The organism is Klebsiella sp. CB_Kp196 (genome assembly GCF_040061575.1).
GTDB lineage: Bacteria > Pseudomonadota > Gammaproteobacteria > Enterobacterales > Enterobacteriaceae > Klebsiella > Klebsiella michiganensis.
This window is the reverse complement of record NZ_JBEAFH010000049.1, coordinates 1-16,581: the sequence shown is the minus strand read 5'-3', so window position 1 is coordinate 16,581 and position 16,581 is coordinate 1. Positions and strand designations below refer to the sequence as shown.

General features: G+C 56.1%; 16 protein-coding genes. 3 read left to right on the top strand and 13 right to left on the bottom strand.

Annotated elements, in window-relative coordinates; all coding sequences use genetic code 11:
- Positions 1–44 precede the first annotated feature (44 nt).
- From potD to potA, 4 genes are read right to left on the bottom strand one after another with little or no spacing between them, the layout of a single operon-like run.
- Positions 45–1,091, bottom strand: a complete 1,047-nt coding sequence (gene potD, locus ABLU87_RS16300; RefSeq protein ID WP_004849958.1) for a spermidine/putrescine ABC transporter substrate-binding protein PotD — start codon at positions 1,089–1,091, stop codon at positions 45–47.
- Entirely contained in the window at positions 1,088–1,873 is a 786-nt protein-coding gene (potC, locus tag ABLU87_RS16295) for a spermidine/putrescine ABC transporter permease PotC (protein ID WP_004849960.1), read from the bottom strand. Before potC ends, potD begins: the two co-directional genes overlap by 4 nt.
- Positions 1,870–2,727: a spermidine/putrescine ABC transporter permease PotB gene (gene potB / locus ABLU87_RS16290; protein WP_004849963.1), complete on the bottom strand. Its 858-nt coding sequence runs from the start codon at positions 2,725–2,727 to the stop codon at positions 1,870–1,872. The genes potC and potB overlap by 4 nt, the downstream gene beginning before the upstream one ends.
- Complete coding sequence (gene potA, locus ABLU87_RS16285) at positions 2,711–3,847, bottom strand: spermidine/putrescine ABC transporter ATP-binding protein PotA (protein ID WP_014228869.1); 1,137 nt, start codon at positions 3,845–3,847, stop codon at positions 2,711–2,713. The genes potB and potA overlap by 17 nt, the downstream gene beginning before the upstream one ends.
- 257 nt (positions 3,848–4,104) lie before the next feature.
- Between potA and pepT the strand changes: the two genes are divergently transcribed.
- Complete coding sequence (gene pepT, locus ABLU87_RS16280) at positions 4,105–5,334, top strand: peptidase T (protein WP_025106928.1); 1,230 nt, start codon at positions 4,105–4,107, stop codon at positions 5,332–5,334.
- Between the two features lie 55 nt (positions 5,335–5,389).
- Here the strand turns inward: pepT and ABLU87_RS16275 are convergent, their stop codons facing one another.
- The 4 genes from ABLU87_RS16275 to ABLU87_RS16260 form a co-directional block, all read right to left on the bottom strand.
- Positions 5,390–6,511 carry a cupin domain-containing protein gene (locus tag ABLU87_RS16275; RefSeq protein ID WP_122117520.1) on the bottom strand — a complete coding sequence of 374 codons (1,122 nt, stop codon included), beginning with the start codon at positions 6,509–6,511 and terminating at the stop codon, positions 5,390–5,392.
- A gap of 86 nt (positions 6,512–6,597) precedes the next feature.
- Entirely contained in the window at positions 6,598–8,064 is a 1,467-nt protein-coding gene (gene phoQ, locus ABLU87_RS16270; RefSeq protein WP_004849971.1) for a two-component system sensor histidine kinase PhoQ, read from the bottom strand.
- Entirely contained in the window at positions 8,061–8,735 is a 675-nt protein-coding gene (gene phoP, locus ABLU87_RS16265; RefSeq protein ID WP_004101181.1) for a two-component system response regulator PhoP, read from the bottom strand. The genes phoQ and phoP overlap by 4 nt, the downstream gene beginning before the upstream one ends.
- A gap of 85 nt (positions 8,736–8,820) precedes the next feature.
- Positions 8,821–9,267: a helix-turn-helix domain-containing protein gene (locus tag ABLU87_RS16260; protein ID WP_122117521.1), complete on the bottom strand. Its 447-nt coding sequence runs from the start codon at positions 9,265–9,267 to the stop codon at positions 8,821–8,823.
- A gap of 99 nt (positions 9,268–9,366) precedes the next feature.
- Here ABLU87_RS16260 and ABLU87_RS16255 point away from each other — a divergent pair, with 99 nt between their 5' ends.
- Positions 9,367–10,581: an MFS transporter gene (locus ABLU87_RS16255; RefSeq protein WP_122117522.1), complete on the top strand. Its 1,215-nt coding sequence runs from the start codon at positions 9,367–9,369 to the stop codon at positions 10,579–10,581.
- A gap of 49 nt (positions 10,582–10,630) precedes the next feature.
- On the opposite strand, the gene purB is transcribed toward ABLU87_RS16255, so the two are convergent.
- From purB to rluE, 5 genes are read right to left on the bottom strand one after another with little or no spacing between them, the layout of a single operon-like run.
- Positions 10,631–12,001 carry an adenylosuccinate lyase gene (purB, locus tag ABLU87_RS16250; RefSeq protein WP_004131470.1) on the bottom strand — a complete coding sequence of 457 codons (1,371 nt, stop codon included), beginning with the start codon at positions 11,999–12,001 and terminating at the stop codon, positions 10,631–10,633.
- 3 nt (positions 12,002–12,004) lie between these two features.
- Complete coding sequence (gene hflD / locus ABLU87_RS16245) at positions 12,005–12,646, bottom strand: high frequency lysogenization protein HflD (protein WP_004131471.1); 642 nt, start codon at positions 12,644–12,646, stop codon at positions 12,005–12,007.
- A 59-nt stretch (positions 12,647–12,705) separates the two neighbouring features.
- The gene (mnmA, locus tag ABLU87_RS16240; protein WP_004849976.1) at positions 12,706–13,812 is read right to left on the bottom strand and encodes a tRNA 2-thiouridine(34) synthase MnmA; all 1,107 of its coding nucleotides are present in this window, start codon (positions 13,810–13,812) and stop codon (positions 12,706–12,708) included.
- A gap of 38 nt (positions 13,813–13,850) precedes the next feature.
- Positions 13,851–14,327: an NUDIX hydrolase gene (locus tag ABLU87_RS16235; RefSeq protein ID WP_025106932.1), complete on the bottom strand. Its 477-nt coding sequence runs from the start codon at positions 14,325–14,327 to the stop codon at positions 13,851–13,853.
- A gap of 20 nt (positions 14,328–14,347) precedes the next feature.
- Positions 14,348–14,998, bottom strand: a complete 651-nt coding sequence (gene rluE, locus ABLU87_RS16230) for a 23S rRNA pseudouridine(2457) synthase RluE (RefSeq protein WP_004138338.1) — start codon at positions 14,996–14,998, stop codon at positions 14,348–14,350.
- Positions 14,999–15,234: 236 nt separating this feature from the next.
- On the opposite strand from rluE, the gene icd reads away from it, so the two are divergent.
- On the top strand, positions 15,235–16,485 hold the full coding sequence (gene icd, locus ABLU87_RS16225) for an NADP-dependent isocitrate dehydrogenase (RefSeq protein WP_014228876.1): 1,251 nt from the start codon (positions 15,235–15,237) through the stop codon (positions 16,483–16,485).
- The last annotated feature ends 96 nt before the right edge of the window (positions 16,486–16,581 follow it).

Genomic DNA, 16,581 nt, shown 5'->3' with positions numbered 1-16,581 from the left:
CGAAGCGGTCGGGTAAGCACCATGCTACCCGACCTGTGAGGTGATTAACGACCCGCTTTCAGCTTCTGATAATACTCTTCATAAAGCGTACTGGCGCTGCCGACATCGTTCTGCCATTCGCCTTTCTGAATCGTTGCGGCGTCCGGGTAGAGCGATTTATCGTTGGCGACTTCCGGGCTTAGCATCTTCCGCGCGGCAAGGTTTGGCGTCGGGTAGCCGATGGTTTCCGCGACCTGTTTAGCCACTTCCGGGCGCAGCAGGAAGTTGATCAGCTTCAGCGCGCCATCGACGTTTTTGGCGTTTGCCGGAATCGACAGGCTATCCATCCAGAAGATGCCGCCTTCTTTCGGCCACACCACTTCCAGCGGCGTACCGGCCTGACGCGCAACCCACGCGGAGCCATTCCACACCATGCCGAGGTTGACCTCGCCTTCCATATACGGGTTCGCCGGGTTATCGGAGTTGAACGCCGCGACGTTCGGCATCAGTTTTTTCAGCTCGTTATAGGCCGCTTCAATCTCTTTCGGATCGGTGGTATTACCGGAGTAGCCCAGTTTACGCAGCGCGACCTGGAACACTTCGCGCGCGTCGTCGGTCAGCAGCAGGCTGCTCTTATACTCGGGTTTCCACAGATCCGCCCAGCTGGTGACGGTCTTCGGATCGATCTCTTCGCTATTCACCCCAATGGCCGTCGCGCCCCAGATGTACGGAATGGAGTAGTCGTTGTTGGGGTCGAACGGCTTGTTGAGCATTTCAGGGTCAAGATTGCTGAAGTTGCTCAGTTTGCTTTTGTCGATCTTCTGCAGCATGCCCTCTTTACGCATTTTGTCGACGAAGTAGGTAGAAGGCACGACCAGGTCGTAGGCGCCGTCTTTATAGGTTTTGAGCTTGGCGTACATGGTTTCGTTCGACTCGTAGGTCGAATAGATCACCTTGATACCGGTCTCTTTGGTGAACTGTTCCAGCAGCCCCGGCGGGACATACTCGGTCCAGTTGTAGAAATAGAGCGTTTTGCTATCGTCCGCGTGCGCGGCGCTCATACCGACTGCCAGAGCGCCCGCAGCGAGCAGGTGGCGTGACCATTTTTTCATTTTAACGTCCCCTGAGTTTTATCACGTGCAATTATCTGGCTGGCAATAACCATCACCAGCGACAGAACCAACAGAATGGTCGCCAGCGCATTAACCTCCGGCGATACCCCAACTTTAACCATCGAATAGATCTTCAGCGGCAGGATCTCATAACCCGGCCCGGTGACGAATGAAGAGACCACCACATCATCCATCGACAGGGTAAAGCTCAGCAGCCACCCTGCGGCCACCGCGGGCAGCGCCAGCGGCAAAATGATCTTTCGCAGAATGGTCAGTTCGCTGGCGCCGAGATCTTTCGCTGCTTCCAGCATCCGCACGTCAAAACCTTTCAGGCGCGAAAATACCGTGACCACCACGAAGGGCAGGCAAAAGGTGATGTGGGAAAACAGCAGCGACCAGAATCCCAGCTGAATACCGATCAGCATAAACAGCACCAGCAGCGAAATCGCCATCACGATATCCGGCGACATCATCACCACAAACAGCATCCCGCTGACGAACGGCTTGCCGCGAAAGCGATAGCGGTACAGCGCCACGGCGGTCAGCGAGCCGATAAGCGTAGCGAAGGTCGCCGAGAGCACCGCCATGGTCAGCGAGTGCTGCGCCGCCTGCAGCAGGCTGTCGTTGTTCATCAGCAGGCTATACCAGTTGGTGGTAAAACCCTGCCAGTTAATGCCAAAGCGTGAACTGTTAAACGAGTTAACGATCAGAATAATAATGGGAATATAGAGATACGCGTAAATAGCGGTCATAAAGCCGCCGCGCAGCAGTCGACCGATCATTCCAGCTCCACCTTTTTATTCAGTAAACGCGCCGCGCGCCAGTAAATCAGCAGCATCAGACCCATCACCAGCGTGAGCGTGATGCTGGTCGCCGCGCCAAACGGCCAGTCGCGGATGTTGAGGAACTGGCTCTTAATCACGTTACCAATCAGCAGGTTCTTCGCGCCGCCCATCAGGTCGGAAACGTAGAACAGCCCCATGGCCGGAAGCATCACTAGCAGGCAGCCGGCGATAATCCCCGGCATGGTCAGCGGAATGATGATACGGATAAAGGTTTGTAGCTTACCGGCGCCAAGGTCTTTTGCCGCTTCCAGCAGCGGGCGGTCGAGCTTCTCGATGCTCGAGTAGAGCGGCATCACCATAAACGGCAGCAGAATATAGACCAGGCCGATAATCACCGCCGAAGGGGTGTACATGATGCGCAGCGGCGTATCGATGATACCCAGCCACAGCAAAAATTCATTAAGGTAGCCCTTGGTGCTGAGGAAAATCTTCAGGCCGTAGATACGAATCAGCGAATTGGTCCAGAACGGCACGATCAGCAGAAACAGCATCAGCGGGCGCACCTTCTCCGGTAGCCTGGCCAGGAACCAGGCGAAAGGGTAGCCGAGCGCCAGGCAGGCCAGCGTCGCCAGCAGCGCCATATTCAACGAATGCAGCAGCACGTCGTAGTAGAGCGGGTCGAGCAGGCGCGCGTAGTTGTCCAGCGTAAAGACCAGCTTGACGAAGTTGGTATCGTCGCGGGTCAGAAAGCTGGTGGCGATGATCATCAGGTTGGGCAGAAAGACAAACAGCACAAGCCAGCCCACGATGGTGGCGATCGCCACATTCTGGAATTTACTGGTGTTCTTCATCGGCCAGCACAACCTCCCAGCTTTCTACCCAGTTAATGGCCATTTTCTGGTCGAGAGAGTGGTCAAAATCAGGATCGTCTTCATTAAAGAATTCGCTGACCATCACCATTTTACCGTTTTCCAGTTCAACCACCGATTCCAGCGTCATGCCTTTATAGTTGCGTTCGCGGATATAGCCTATCAGGCCATCGGCGTCATTACTGTCGTGGATCTCGTCCACGCGCAGGTCTTCCGGGCGCAGCAGAACGTTAAGCCGCTGGCCTTTTTCAACGGCGAAGTTGACGTAGATATTGCACTCGCGGCCTTCGACGCTGGCGCGCACCCGCCGATCGTCAATCCGTTCAATGACCGTGGCGCTGAAAATGTTGATTTCGCCGATAAAGCTGGCGACGAACAGGTTTTTCGGTTCTTCGTAGATTTCGCGCGGCGTACCGTCCTGCTCGATTTTACCCTCGCGCATCACCACGATACGGTCGGACATGGTCAGCGCTTCTTCCTGATCGTGGGTCACGAAGACGAAGGTGATGCCGAGCTTACGCTGCAGCGCCTTCAGTTCGTTCTGCATCTGCTTGCGCAGTTTATAATCAAGGGCGGAGAGGGATTCATCAAGCAGCAGCAGGCGCGGTTTATTTACCACCGCGCGGGCAATCGCCACGCGCTGCTGCTGGCCGCCGGACAGCTGATGCGGTTTACGTTGAGCAAACGCTTCAAGCTGCACCATGCGCAGGGCATCGTGGACGCGGGGAGCGATGTCCGCCGTCGGGGTTTTCTGCATACGCAGGCCGAAGGCGACGTTTTCAAACACCGTCATGTGCGGAAACAGCGCATAGCTTTGAAAGACGGTGTTCACATGGCGGTTTTCCGCCGGGATATGGGTGATATCGTGATCTTCGAGATGGATTTGGCCGCTATCGACGCTTTCCAGTCCGGCGATAAGACGAAGAACGGTTGTTTTACCGCAGCCAGAGGGGCCAAGCAGGGTGAGAAACTCACCGTTGTTGATGGTCAGATTGAGGTCGGAGATAACCGTTTTACCATCAAAGCTTTTGCGAATTCCCGCCAGCTGAACCAGCGGAGAACGCGAACGCGGTTGTGTATTCAATTTTCGACTCTGTCCCATGTAGACGCAGCGGAAAGCTTACCGATGCGGGGTTTGTGGTTAACCACCTTTGGTTTTGCACATAAAATAATAAGGCCGAGCATTCTACGGCAAACGATTGTAATCGCCAATGATTGATGCGCCATGATGAACTACCTTTACAACATTATCGTGTGAAATGTATTAAATTCTCATTTGCCGGGCTAAAAATGACCTGACGCAATATTTGGTTTTTCCGGCTTATCAATAATGTTGTCACAAAAAAAGAGGGTGGCTACATGGATAAATTGCTTGAGCGTTTTTTGCAGTACGTTTCTTTAGACACGCAGTCGAAACCGGGCGTGCGTCAGGTACCGAGCACGGAAGGTCAGTGGAAGCTGCTACGTCTGCTTCAGGCGCAGCTGCAAGAAATGGGACTGGTGAATGTGACGCTGAGTGAGAAAGGGACGATCATGGGCACCCTGCCAGCTAACGTTGAGGGTGATATTCCGGCCATTGGCTTTATTTCTCATGTCGATACGTCGCCTGACTTCAGCGGCAAGCACGTGAATCCGCAGATCGTAGAAAACTATCGCGGCGGCGATATCGCGCTTGGTATTGGCGATGAGGTTCTCTCACCGGTGATGTTCCCGATACTGCACCAGCTGCTCGGGCAGACGCTGATCACCACCGATGGTAAAACGCTCCTCGGCGCCGATGATAAAGCCGGTATCGCAGAGATCATGACCGCGCTGGCGACGCTAAAGGCGAAGAATATTCCTCACGGCGATATTCGCGTGGCCTTTACCCCAGATGAAGAGGTGGGCAAAGGGGCGAAGCATTTCGATGTTGCCGCGTTTGACGCCTGCTGGGCCTATACCGTCGACGGTGGCGGCGTGGGTGAGCTGGAGTTCGAGAACTTTAACGCCGCGTCGGTGACGATTAAGATCGTTGGCAACAATGTTCATCCCGGTACGGCGAAAGGGGTGATGGTCAACGCGCTGTCGCTGGCGGCGCGCATTCATGCCGAAGTCCCAGCGGACGAAGCGCCGGAAACCACCGAAGGCTATGAGGGCTTCTACCATCTGGCCAGCATCAAAGGCACGGTCGATCGGGCCGATATGCACTACATCATCCGCGATTTTGACCGCAAGCAGTTTGAGGCCCGCAAGCGCAAAATGATGGAGATCGCCAAAAAGGTCGGCAAGGGGCTGCATCCGGATTGCTATATTGAGCTGGTCATCGAAGACAGCTATTACAATATGCATGAAAAGGTGATGGCGCACCCGCACGTGGTGGAGATTGCCCGCCAGGCGATGGTGGATTGCCAGATCGATCCGCAGATGAAGCCGATTCGCGGCGGTACCGACGGCGCGCAGCTCTCCTTTATGGGTCTGCCGTGCCCGAATCTGTTTACCGGCGGCTATAACTACCACGGCAAGCATGAGTTTGTGACGCTTGAAGGCATGGAGAAGGCGGTGCAGGTGATTGTACGCATTGCGGAGCTGACGGCGAAACGAGGCGCATGAAGGCTATAAGCTACGGGCCCGGTGTGGCGTCAGCCGTCACCGGGCAGTCGAAGACTCAGTCCTCAAAGAACCAGTAGCCGCTGTTGACCAGCGCGGCCAGCAGGGCGAAGAAGGAGGGATCTTCCAGCGCATCGCCGAGATGCTCAGCGTTTAGCGTCAGGTGGGTTGCCAGAGCATCCAGCGCCGGACGGTGCGGAGAGTTGATCTTCTCGCCGTTGACGAATACCTGGCCATCAATCCGCAGCACGCGCAGGCCCCCAAGACGCGTCAGCTTATCTCCCTGCTGCAGGGCATCGTAAATTTCATCCGGCTGATACGGTGGCTCCGGCGGCGCCACGTCCAGCTCGTGCCGGGACTGGGTGATAAACTCGCCGAACCACTGCTTAAAGTGCTCCGGCTGATTAATCAGCCCCAGCATCATATCGCGCAGGCGATCCAGCTCCGCGGGCAGAATATCCGCAGGGTGCTCGCGAGACGGTACGTCCGGGTCGGCATAACGCTGGCTGCCCAGTTCACGCTGCAAAATATAATCAGCAAAGCCGCTGAACAGCTCACGCGCGTTAGGCGCGCGATAGCCAACTGAATAGTTGAGCGAGTTTTCCAGCGAGTAGCCTTCGTGCGGGAACCCCGGCGGAATATACAGAATATCGCCCGGCTCCATCTCTTCATCAATGATGGCTTCAAACGGGTCGACCTGCAGCAGGTCCGGGTGCGGGCAGTGCTGTTTCATCGGCACTTTTTCACCCACGCGCCAGCGGCGGCGGCCGGTACCCTGAATGATAAACACATCGTACTGGTCGAGATGCGGACCGACGCCGCCGCCGGGGACGGAAAACGAGATCATCAGATCGTCGATGCGCCAGTCGGGCAGGGCGCGGAACGGACGCATGAGCGCCGCCGTTGGCTGATGCCAGTTATTGACTGCCTGTACCAGCAGCGACCAGTTATTCTCGCTCAGGTGATCGTAGCTCTCAAAGGGGCCGTGGCTGACCTGCCATTTACCGTCCTGATGACTGACCAGGCGACTGTCGACTTCGCTCTCCATCGCCAGTCCGGCCAGTTCGTCCGGGCTTAACGGATCGACGAAATTAGCAAAGCCCCGTTTCAGCACCACCGGGCGTTTTTGCCAGTAGCGTTCGATAAAGTCGGGCCAGTTAAGCGTTAATTGATAATCCATATTTATATTCCACAGCAGGTGTCTGTTAGGGATTATAACGGATGCGGCACCAGCATGATGCAGGCGCCGTTAAAAAACCGACGGTTTTAGCTCTCTTTATCTTCCAGGGCCTGACGACCAAAAATAACTTCCATGCAGGCGCCGCCGAGCAGGCTCTCTTCGGCGAGGATGCGGCCATCGTACTGGGCTACGATATCGCGGGCAACCGAGAGACCGACGCCCTGTCCGGGGCGCAGCGTATCTGCGCGCTGGCCGCGGTCGAATACCGCGCTGCGCATCGCGGCGGGGATCCCCGGGCCATCATCTTCAACCAGAATATGCAGATGGTTGTCGTTGGTCTGCCGGACGGAGACTTCCACAAACTCAAGGCAGTATTTACAGGCGTTATCGAGCACATTGCCCATAACCTCCATAAAATCATTCTTTTCACCGACAAAACTGATTTCCGGCGAGATATCCAGGGTAATGTTCACGCCTTTACGTTGATAGACCTTATTCAGCGCCGAGGTCAGGCTGTCGAGGAGCGGAGCGATGGGATGCAGCTCGCGACTGAGCAGCGAACCGCCGCTGCGCATGCTGGCGCGGTGCAGATAGTAGCCAATCTGCTGCGAGATGCGGCTAATCTGCTCCAGCATCACCGGCTCTGCTTCATTGACGCTCATTTTCTCGCCGCGCATGGAACGCAGCGTGCTCTGCATCACCGCAAGCGGGGTTTTCAGACTGTGGGTGAGGTCGGTCAGCGTCGTGCGGTATTTATCATAGCGTTCGCGTTCGCTTTTCAGCAGGCGGTTGAGGTTGCTGACCAGCCGCGTCAGCTCGCGGGTGGTATTCGGATTGAGCATCTCGCGGTGATGCTCCTCCAGTTCGCGCACCTCTTTGGCCAGCGATTCGATAGGGCGCAAGCTCCACCATGCCGCGACCCACAGTAGCGGGATCACCAGCAGCAGGTTAGCCGCGAGGACATAGATAAACCAGCTCCACACCATGTAGGAGCGCTTAAGCTCTACCGGAATGGTGTCGACAACCACGATACTGAGCTGCGGCATGGTGCTGGTGGCCGGATAGATATTGATCGCCACCGAGTGGGTCATTTCGGAGCCATCGTCCTCTTGCCGAATGGCGTCCAGCTGTTGTTGAATCTCATGGTTGTTGTGCTGCAGCATACTGCTGCTGTCAACGTCGGCCTCAATTTCGTGAAAGCCGTTGTTTTTGAGCCAGTCCGGTTGAATACGTTTTACCAGCCAGGGTACGTCGCGCTGTGCCCACAGCAGCTGGCCGCGGGCGTCGTAAATGAGCGTCACCGTGGGGCTTTGCATATTCAGGTTTTCGGGGATATCAACATCGATGGTGTTGTTTTCCCATTTCGCCAGCATATAGAACAGATTGCTCTCGCCGCGCAGCAGGCGGAAGGTGGTTTTATCGAAACTGACGCTATACCCCACCAGCGCGACCATGCCATAGGAGAGTGACAGCACCAGCACTACGGCGGCCGTCGCCAGCAGAAAGCGAACGCGTAACGACAGCGGCAGAATATGCCGCAGCACCCCTTTCATCCGCGCAGTTCGAACAGATAGCCCTGACCGCGCACGGTGGTAATCACATCCTGCGGATACTCAGCCTGTATTTTTTTGCGCAATCGTCCCATCAGCACATCGATGGTATGGCTTTCGCGCAGCTCGGCGTCGGGATAGAGCTGCAGCATCAGCGAATCTTTGCTGACCACTTTGCCCCGATTGCGGATCAGGGTTTCCATAATGGTGTATTCAAATGCCGTCAGCTTGATGGGCTGGTCGTTGACCGACAGCTCGCGACGCGACAGATCCACCTGGAAAGGCGGAATGGAGATAACCTGTGATGCCAGGCCGCTATTACGCCGCAGAAGCGCCTGCATGCGGGCGGCAACCTCTTCGATATGGAACGGCTTAGTGACGTAATCATCCGCTCCGGCGCTCAGGACCTCAACCTTATCCTGCCAGCCTTCGCGGGCGGTCAGCACCAGCACCGGTACCGACACGTCGTGGCTGCGCCAGCGACGAATCAGCGAAAGGCCGTCTTCATCCGGCAGGCCAAGATCGACGATGGCGATGTCCGGAACGTGCTCACCCAGATAGTAATCCGCTTCCTTTGCGTCTTCCGCCGCATCGACCTGATGTCCCAGCTCCTGCAGCTGAACTTTCAGGTGGTGGCGCAGCAGAGCGTTATCCTCAACCACGAGTACGCGCATGCCAGTTCTCCATTTTATTTATGATATTGAACAGTTTAGCGTTTATTATACACCTTTAATATAAACAGCTGTTAAATAAAGAATTTTATTCGATTTTTTGTACCTCGGTCTCTTGGGCGGTGAGGACGAGTCCGTCTTCGGCCGCGGGCGACATCATCGGTATCGGGCGCAGCGTACGTTTATCGATCAGCACGGAATGGTGTTCCCCATGGGCAAACAGATGCAGCTCTCCCCACTGGCGTAGCGCAACGACAACGGGGAACAAACGCTCTCCTTTTGCCGTCAGTACGTATTCCTGATAAGCCGTGCCATCCGAGGCGGATTGCATAGTGAGAATACCTGAGTTTACCAATTTGTGCAGACGGTCAGAGAGAATATTACGTGCCATACCGAGGCTTCGCTGAAAATCGCTGAAGCGGCGTATGCCATCAAAGGCGTCGCGTACAATCAACAAGGACCAGCGATCGCCGATAATATCCACGCTTCGGGCGACGGGGCAGGTTTCGTTTTTCATTTTTTCACGCGCTGGCATGGGCTCTCCGAACGGTCTGTTAAGTAGTTGCATTTTAAAACTTGATGTTCTAGCCTTCAACTGGTTTTATTTTGAAACCAGATAACCAAGGTGGGCATCATGAAAGCGACACTGATATCTCCAACGCTAAGCGATCCGCAAACGGTTATGCCTCGCAGCCTGGTCTGGCTGTTTGCTTTCGCCAGCGGCCTGAGCGTGGCAAACGTGTATTACGCGCAACCGCTGCTCGACGCGCTAGCGCGAGATTTTGCGATCGGCGACGCCGCGATTGGCGGGGTGATTGCGGCGACCCAGATTGGCTGCGCAATGGCGTTGCTACTGCTGGTGCCGCTGGGCGACAGGGTGAATCGCCGCCGCCTGATGGCGACGCAGGTGATTTTACTGATCGCTGCCCTGGCAGCGGTGAGTATGGCTTCCACCGCCGTGATGCTATTGGGCTGTATGCTTGCCGTTGGCCTGCTGGGTACCGCGATGACCCAGGGGCTAATCGCGTATGCCGCCAGCGCCGCCGCGCCCCATGAACAGGGGCGCGTGGTGGGCGCTGCGCAAAGCGGAGTATTTATCGGGCTGCTGCTGGCGCGGGTCTTCTCCGGGTCGATTAGCGATCTCTTCGGCTGGCGCGGGGTGTACATCTTGGCCGCTTTACTGATGCTGGGTATTGCGCTTCCGCTGTGGCGTCGGCTGCCGGTATTGGCGGCTGCGCCGAACCCCCTGAGCTATCCGCGGCTGTTGATATCCATGCTGGCTCTGCTGCGCCAGGAAAAAGTGCTTCAGGTGCGCGGCGTGCTGGCATTACTGATGTTTGCCGCTTTCAATATCTTCTGGAGTGCGCTGGTTTTGCCATTAAGCGCTCCGCCCTTTCGCTTTTCCCATACTGAGATTGGTGCCCTGGGCCTGGTCGGGGTCATCGGCGCTCTGGCAGCGGGGCGTGCCGGTAAATGGGCCGATCGCGGATATGGGCAGCGCACCAGCGCCGCGGCCCTGGTGATGTTGCTGATAGCCTGGTGGCCGCTGTCGCTGATGGCATGGTCGCCCGCGGCGCTGTTGGTCGGCATTGTACTACTGGATCTCGGCGGTCAGGCGCTGCATGTCACCAATCAAAGCATGATTTTCCGTACCCGTCCCGAAGCGCACAGCAGGCTGGTCGGTTTGTATATGCTGTTTTATGCGCTTGGCAGCGGTTTGGGCGCGGTGAGTACGACAGCGGTATATGCGCGCGCGGGATGGCAGGGCGTTTGCCTGCTGGGGGCTTCGGTCAGTCTGCTGGCGCTGCTGTTCTGGTTGATGACCCGGGGGATGACGACGAGCAGATGAGGGGGAGGAAAAATAACCCTCTTTCCCGGCGGAAAGAGGGTGGAAAGGTTTACTTCAGTTCGTCAACCATGGTGGTCGCACGGCCGATATAGTTAGCCGGGGTCATGGCCTTCAGGCGAACTTTTTCCGCTTCCGGCAGCGCCAGGCTGTCGATGAACTGCTGCATGCCTTCGGCATCAACGCGCTTGCCGCGGGTCAGCTCTTTCAGCTTCTCGTACGGCTTCTCGATGCCGTAGCGACGCATGACGGTCTGAATCGGCTCGGCCAGAACTTCCCAGTTGTGGTCCAGTTCATCCAGCAGGCGGTCCTGATTCAGCTCCAGCTTGCTCACGCCTTTCAGGGTGGATTGATACGCGATCAGCGCGTAGCCGATGCCCACGCCGAGGTTACGCAGGACGGTGGAGTCGGTCAGGTCGCGCTGCCAGCGGGAAACCGGCAGTTTGCTTGCCAGATGCTGCATCACCGCATTGGCCAGACCGAGGTTACCTTCGGAGTTCTCGAAGTCGATCGGGTTCACTTTATGCGGCATGGTGGAAGAGCCGATTTCGCCGGCAATGGTCTTCTGCTTGAAATGGTTGAGCGCGATATAGCCCCACACGTCACGATCGAAATCAATCAGGATGGTGTTGAAGCGGGCGACGCAGTCAAACAGCTCGGCGATATAGTCGTGCGGTTCAATCTGGGTGGTGTACGGGTTCCACTGGATACCCAGCGAGGTGACGAACTCTTCGCTGAACTGGTGCCAGTCAACTTCCGGGTAGGCGGCGATGTGGGCGTTATAGTTCCCCACCGCGCCGTTGATTTTGCCCAGAATTTCAATCTGATTCAGCTGACGATACTGGCGCTCCATACGGTAAGCGACGTTCGCCATCTCTTTACCCATGGTGGACGGCGTGGCCGGCTGGCCGTGGGTGCGGGAAAGCAGCGGGATATCGCGATACTGTACCGCCAGGTCCTTAACCGCGTCGATCAGCTTGCGCCAGTATGGCAGGATCACTTCGTCGCGGGCGGTTTTCAGCATCAGCGCGTGGGACAGATTGTTGATGTCCTCGGAGGTGCAGGCGAAGTGGATAAACTCGGAGACCGCGTGCAGTTCTGCCACGTCGGCGACTTTTTCCTTGAGGAAATACTCAACCGCTTTGACGTCGTGGTTGGTGGTGCGCTCGATCGTTTTGATGCGCTCTGCATCTTCTACGCTGAAATCGGCGACGATTTTATCAAGGTAACCGTTTGCGTCGGCAGCAAAAGCAGGAACTTCCTTGATCGCTGCGTGCGCGGCCAGTTTTTGCAACCAACGCACTTCTACCTGAACGCGGAATTTCAGCAAACCGAATTCGCTGAAGATACCGCGCAGCGCGCTGACTTTGTCGCCGTAGCGGCCGTCGACTGGGGAAACGGCGGTCAGTGAGGATAATTCCATAGATCACAACTCCGGGGTTAAATGAGCAAGAATTTGTTTTGCCTGGTTAACCAGACGATTACGGGAAAACATCAGCTGCAGACGTCCGCCGCCGACCTGGTGCCAGAGCACCGCGGAGCGAATACCTGCCAGCAGGGCAGAACGAACCTTCGCCTGAACCTGAGGGCTTTGCAGCACGGCTGGAGAGCCGGTCACCTGAATCCGCGGGCCCAGCGGGCTAATGACATCAACATAGATGCCGGCCATTGCGCTGAGCAGGGTCTCGGATTGCAGATCGAAATGTTCAAGCTGACGGCGCAGGCCACCGATACGGTTGCCGAGGGTATCCATGGCCCCTTTGCTGGCGGCGAGCTTACGCTCGAGCACCATCAGGCTTAGAGTATAGCGGGTGAGTTCGGCGTTCAGTCCCTGGCGACTGCTGGTATTCAGCACGCCAATGAGAGTTTCCAGCCCGAGACGAAGATTGGCTTCACTACCACCGAACACCGCCAGCGTTGAATCCGGGTCGAGGTCGATGATGCTGTTCAGCGACACATGCAGGGCGTCGCTATCGCAGTGCCCCTGGTGCGCCAGTTCCTGAACCAGACGCGCGGCCTGGCAAACGCCGGCCAGCGCCAGCGTAATGTCATAATAATTCTTCGCCACACATTCTCCTTGTAAACCGCCGAATACCCGGTTGAGGCATTCCGCGGCTAATATGTCTGTCAAGCCTGCAGCGGCAAGCGCTGTTCGATAATCCCACCGCCGAGGCAGACTTCGTCGCGGTAAAAGACCGCAGACTGGCCAGGCGTGACGGCGGCAACCGGCTCATCAAAGATCACTTCAATGCGGTCGTCATCCAGCGCTTTTACGCTGCAGGGGATATCGGTCTGGCGGTAGCGGGTTTTCACCGTGCAGCGCAGCGTGCCGGTCAGCGGCTCGCGGTCTACCCAGTGCAGCTGTTGAGCAATCAACCCCACGGACATCAGACGCGGATGGTCGTGGCCCTGGGCGACAATCAGAATATTGTTTTCGACGTCTTTGTCGACCACGTACCACGGGTCTTCGCCGCCGTCTTTGATGCCGCCGATGCCCAGGCCTTTACGCTGACCCAGCGTGTGGTACATCAGGCCCTGGTGCTCGCCAACTTCGTCGCCGTCAACGCTGATAATTTTACCCGGCTGGGCGGGCAGGTAGCGGCCAAGGAATTCACGGAATTTACGTTCGCCGATAAAACAGATACCGGTCGAGTCTTTTTTCTTCGCGGTGATGAGATCCAGCTCTTCGGCGATTTTACGCACCTGCGGCTTTTCCAGCTCTCCTACCGGGAACAGGCTTTGCGCGATCTGTTCGTGGCTGAGAGTATAAAGGAAGTAGCTCTGGTCTTTGTTACCGTCGAGGCCGCGCAGCAGCTGGCTCTTGCCGTTAACGTCGGCGCGGCGCACGTAGTGCCCGGTGGCGATGTAGTCAGCGCCGAGGTCTTCTGCGGCAAATTCGAGGAAGGCTTTAAATTTAATTTCTTTATTGCACAGAATATCCGGGTTCGGCGTGCGGCCGGCTTTATATTCTTCAAGGAACAATTCGAATACGTTGTCCCAGTATTCTGCGGCAAAGTTGACGGTGTGAAGTTCAATTCCCAGCTTATCGCAAACGGCCTGCGCGTCGGCAAGATCCGCCGCTGCGGTGCAGTATTCCTCGCCGTCGTCTTCTTCCCAGTTCTTCATGAACAGGCCTTCCACCTTATACCCTTGCTGGAGCAGCAGGTAAGCGGAAACTGAGGAATCAACCCCGCCGGACATGCCGACGATCACTTTTTTCTGGCTTTCTGACATTGGAATACTCACTACATTGAACTTCGAGGCGGCGTATTCTAGCACGCGTCATCCGTCGAGGCACCCCCTGTAAACGGCCAGTTAAATTCGCCGATGAGCGACAGCGGGTAGCGCGGATCCTGCTGATAGCTGCGAATGCTCTCGGCAACCAGTTGAGAACGCAGGTTTGTTGCGTTAAGAATTTCCTCAGCACTGAGCCACAGGCAGCGATCGATATCGCTATCATGGGGCTCGGTGACGCACGTATCGTTAAGCTCGATAGTAAAGAGGAAGCGCAAAAACGGGGTGCGATCCGGGGCTATCCACTGATGCAGGCGAAGAAAGTGCTGCGGCGTCGCGCGAATGCCGGTCTCTTCCCAGAGCTCGCGCTCTGCGGCCTGAACCAGGGTTTCGTCGGCTTCGAGGTGACCTGCAGGCTGGTTCCACAGCGCTTTTCCGTTGATCGTTTCTTCAACAACGAGGAATTTGCCTTTCGCGTGAACCACGCAGGCGACGGTGACGTGCGGCTTAAACATTGTTTTTCCTTAGGCTACGGTTAATCAATTTTGCGCCATTCGCCGTTGGCCAGGCCATCCAGCGTATAGCCGCCCATCGCATAGCGAATCAGGCGCAGCGTCGGAAAGCCGACGTGGGCGGTCATCCGCCGTACCTGGCGGTTGCGTCCCTCATAGAGGGTGATTTTCAGCCAGCTGGTGGGGATAGATTTGCGCTCGCGGATGGGCGGATTCCGCGGCCACAGCCACTCTGGTTCCGCAACCCGCTCAACGCCGGCGGGCAGAGTAGGGCCGTCATTAAGCGTGACGCCGTCGCGGAGCGCGGCCAGCGCGTCCGCCGTGGGTTCACCTTCCACCTGAACATAATAAATTTTACCGGTGCGCTTACCCGGTTGAGTGAGCGCCGCCTGCAGCGCGCCGTCGTTGGTCAGTACCAGCAGGCCTTCGCTATCGCGATCCAACCGACCGGCAGCGTAGACGCCGGCAACCGGAATAAAATCTTTTAGCGTGCTGCGTCCGGCTTCATCGGTAAATTGCGGCAATACATCGTATGGTTTATTGAACAAGATCACAGTTTTTGGCTGGCGTTCTTTGCGTTGTCTGGTGACTTGTTGCGTGCTGAATCGCTCAACGCGATGTTTTCTAAATGAAGTTTTTTGCATGGTATTTTCAGACTCAATCAATTGCCGCATTATAGCCTAATTACGAATGCCTTTCATGGATGCAAACATTCAGGTAGTATTGACATGCTCATTACAACTTATTAACAAAAAGGTTGCTCAAACCGATTCGCATTACAGGAAGGCGACACGGACGCGAAATCTCCGGTTAGCGGGATATTCCGATGACGGGAGTGGGCGAGTAAAGCCAACGCCCGGCTAGCGTGAAGAGGGAAGAGCAGAACCAGAAGCGCTCGAAGGAGAGGTTAATGGAAAGCAAAGTAGTAGTTCCGGCGGAAGGTCAAAAAATCACCCTGCAAAACGGCAAGCTGAACGTCCCTAATAACCCGATTATCCCGTTCATCGAAGGTGATGGTATCGGCGTTGACGTGACTCCGGCGATGCTGAAAGTGGTTGATGCTGCCGTTGAGAAAGCCTATAAGGGCGAGCGTAAAATTTCCTGGATGGAAGTTTACACCGGTGAAAAATCGACCCAGGTTTATGGCCAGGATGTCTGGCTGCCTGCCGAAACTCTTGATCTGATTCGTGAATATCGTGTTGCTATCAAAGGCCCTCTGACCACCCCAGTCGGTGGCGGCATCCGTTCTCTGAACGTTGCTCTGCGTCAGGAACTGGACCTCTACGTTTGTCTGCGCCCGGTTCGTTATTATCAGGGTACCCCGAGCCCGGTTAAGCATCCTGAACTGACCGATATGGTTATCTTCCGCGAAAACTCTGAAGACATCTACGCCGGTATCGAGTGGAAAGCCGATTCTGCTGAAGCAGATAAAGTGATCAAATTCCTGCGCGATGAAATGGGCGTGAAGAAAATTCGCTTCCCGGAACATTGCGGTATCGGCATCAAGCCGTGCTCTGAAGAAGGCACTAAACGCCTGGTTCGCGCCGCCATCGAATACGCTATCACCAACGATCGCGATTCTCTGACTCTGGTGCACAAAGGCAACATCATGAAATTCACCGAAGGCGCGTTCAAAGACTGGGGTTACCAGCTGGCACGCGAAGAGTTCGGCGGTGAGCTGATTGACGGCGGCCCGTGGCTGAAGATTAAAAACCCGAACACCGGGAAAGAGATCGTCGTTAAAGACGTTATCGCCGACGCCTTCCTGCAGCAGATCCTGCTGCGTCCGGCGGAATACGATGTTATCGCCTGTATGAACCTGAACGGTGACTATATCTCTGATGCCCTGGCGGCGCAGGTTGGCGGTATCGGTATTGCCCCTGGTGCGAACATCGGTGACGAGTGCGCGCTGTTTGAAGCCACCCACGGTACTGCACCGAAATATGCCGGCCAGGACAAAGTGAACCCAGGTTCCATTATCCTGTCCGCTGAGATGATGCTGCGCCACATGCAGTGGTTCGAAGCCGCAGACCTGATCGTCAAAGGCATGGAAGGCGCTATCGCCGCCAAGACCGTGACCTATGACTTCGAACGTCTGATGGAAGGCGCTAAGCTGCTGAAATGTTCAGAGTTTGGCGACGCGATTATCGCGAATATGTAATCCAGTCTCTGGGTTAAGCAAAAACGGGAGCCGATGGGTTCTAATGCCAGTCAGTTAAGCAACTGACTGGCTTTTTTTCGGGGCTGTGGGGTATCT

Coding starts and splice junctions, on each gene's coding strand:
- potD (WP_004849958.1), bottom strand. CDS start 1,091: ATGAAAAAATGGTCACGCCACCTGCTCGCTGCGGGCGCTCTGGCAGTC.
- potC (WP_004849960.1), bottom strand. CDS start 1,873: ATGATCGGTCGACTGCTGCGCGGCGGCTTTATGACCGCTATTTACGCG.
- potB (WP_004849963.1), bottom strand. CDS start 2,727: ATGAAGAACACCAGTAAATTCCAGAATGTGGCGATCGCCACCATCGTG.
- potA (WP_014228869.1), bottom strand. CDS start 3,847: ATGGGACAGAGTCGAAAATTGAATACACAACCGCGTTCGCGTTCTCCG.
- pepT (WP_025106928.1), top strand. CDS start 4,105: ATGGATAAATTGCTTGAGCGTTTTTTGCAGTACGTTTCTTTAGACACG.
- ABLU87_RS16275 (WP_122117520.1), bottom strand. CDS start 6,511: ATGGATTATCAATTAACGCTTAACTGGCCCGACTTTATCGAACGCTAC.
- phoQ (WP_004849971.1), bottom strand. CDS start 8,064: ATGAAAGGGGTGCTGCGGCATATTCTGCCGCTGTCGTTACGCGTTCGC.
- phoP (WP_004101181.1), bottom strand. CDS start 8,735: ATGCGCGTACTCGTGGTTGAGGATAACGCTCTGCTGCGCCACCACCTG.
- ABLU87_RS16260 (WP_122117521.1), bottom strand. CDS start 9,267: ATGCCAGCGCGTGAAAAAATGAAAAACGAAACCTGCCCCGTCGCCCGA.
- ABLU87_RS16255 (WP_122117522.1), top strand. CDS start 9,367: ATGAAAGCGACACTGATATCTCCAACGCTAAGCGATCCGCAAACGGTT.
- purB (WP_004131470.1), bottom strand. CDS start 12,001: ATGGAATTATCCTCACTGACCGCCGTTTCCCCAGTCGACGGCCGCTAC.
- mnmA (WP_004849976.1), bottom strand. CDS start 13,812: ATGTCAGAAAGCCAGAAAAAAGTGATCGTCGGCATGTCCGGCGGGGTT.
- ABLU87_RS16235 (WP_025106932.1), bottom strand. CDS start 14,327: ATGTTTAAGCCGCACGTCACCGTCGCCTGCGTGGTTCACGCGAAAGGC.
- rluE (WP_004138338.1), bottom strand. CDS start 14,998: ATGCGGCAATTGATTGAGTCTGAAAATACCATGCAAAAAACTTCATTT.
- icd (WP_014228876.1), top strand. CDS start 15,235: ATGGAAAGCAAAGTAGTAGTTCCGGCGGAAGGTCAAAAAATCACCCTG.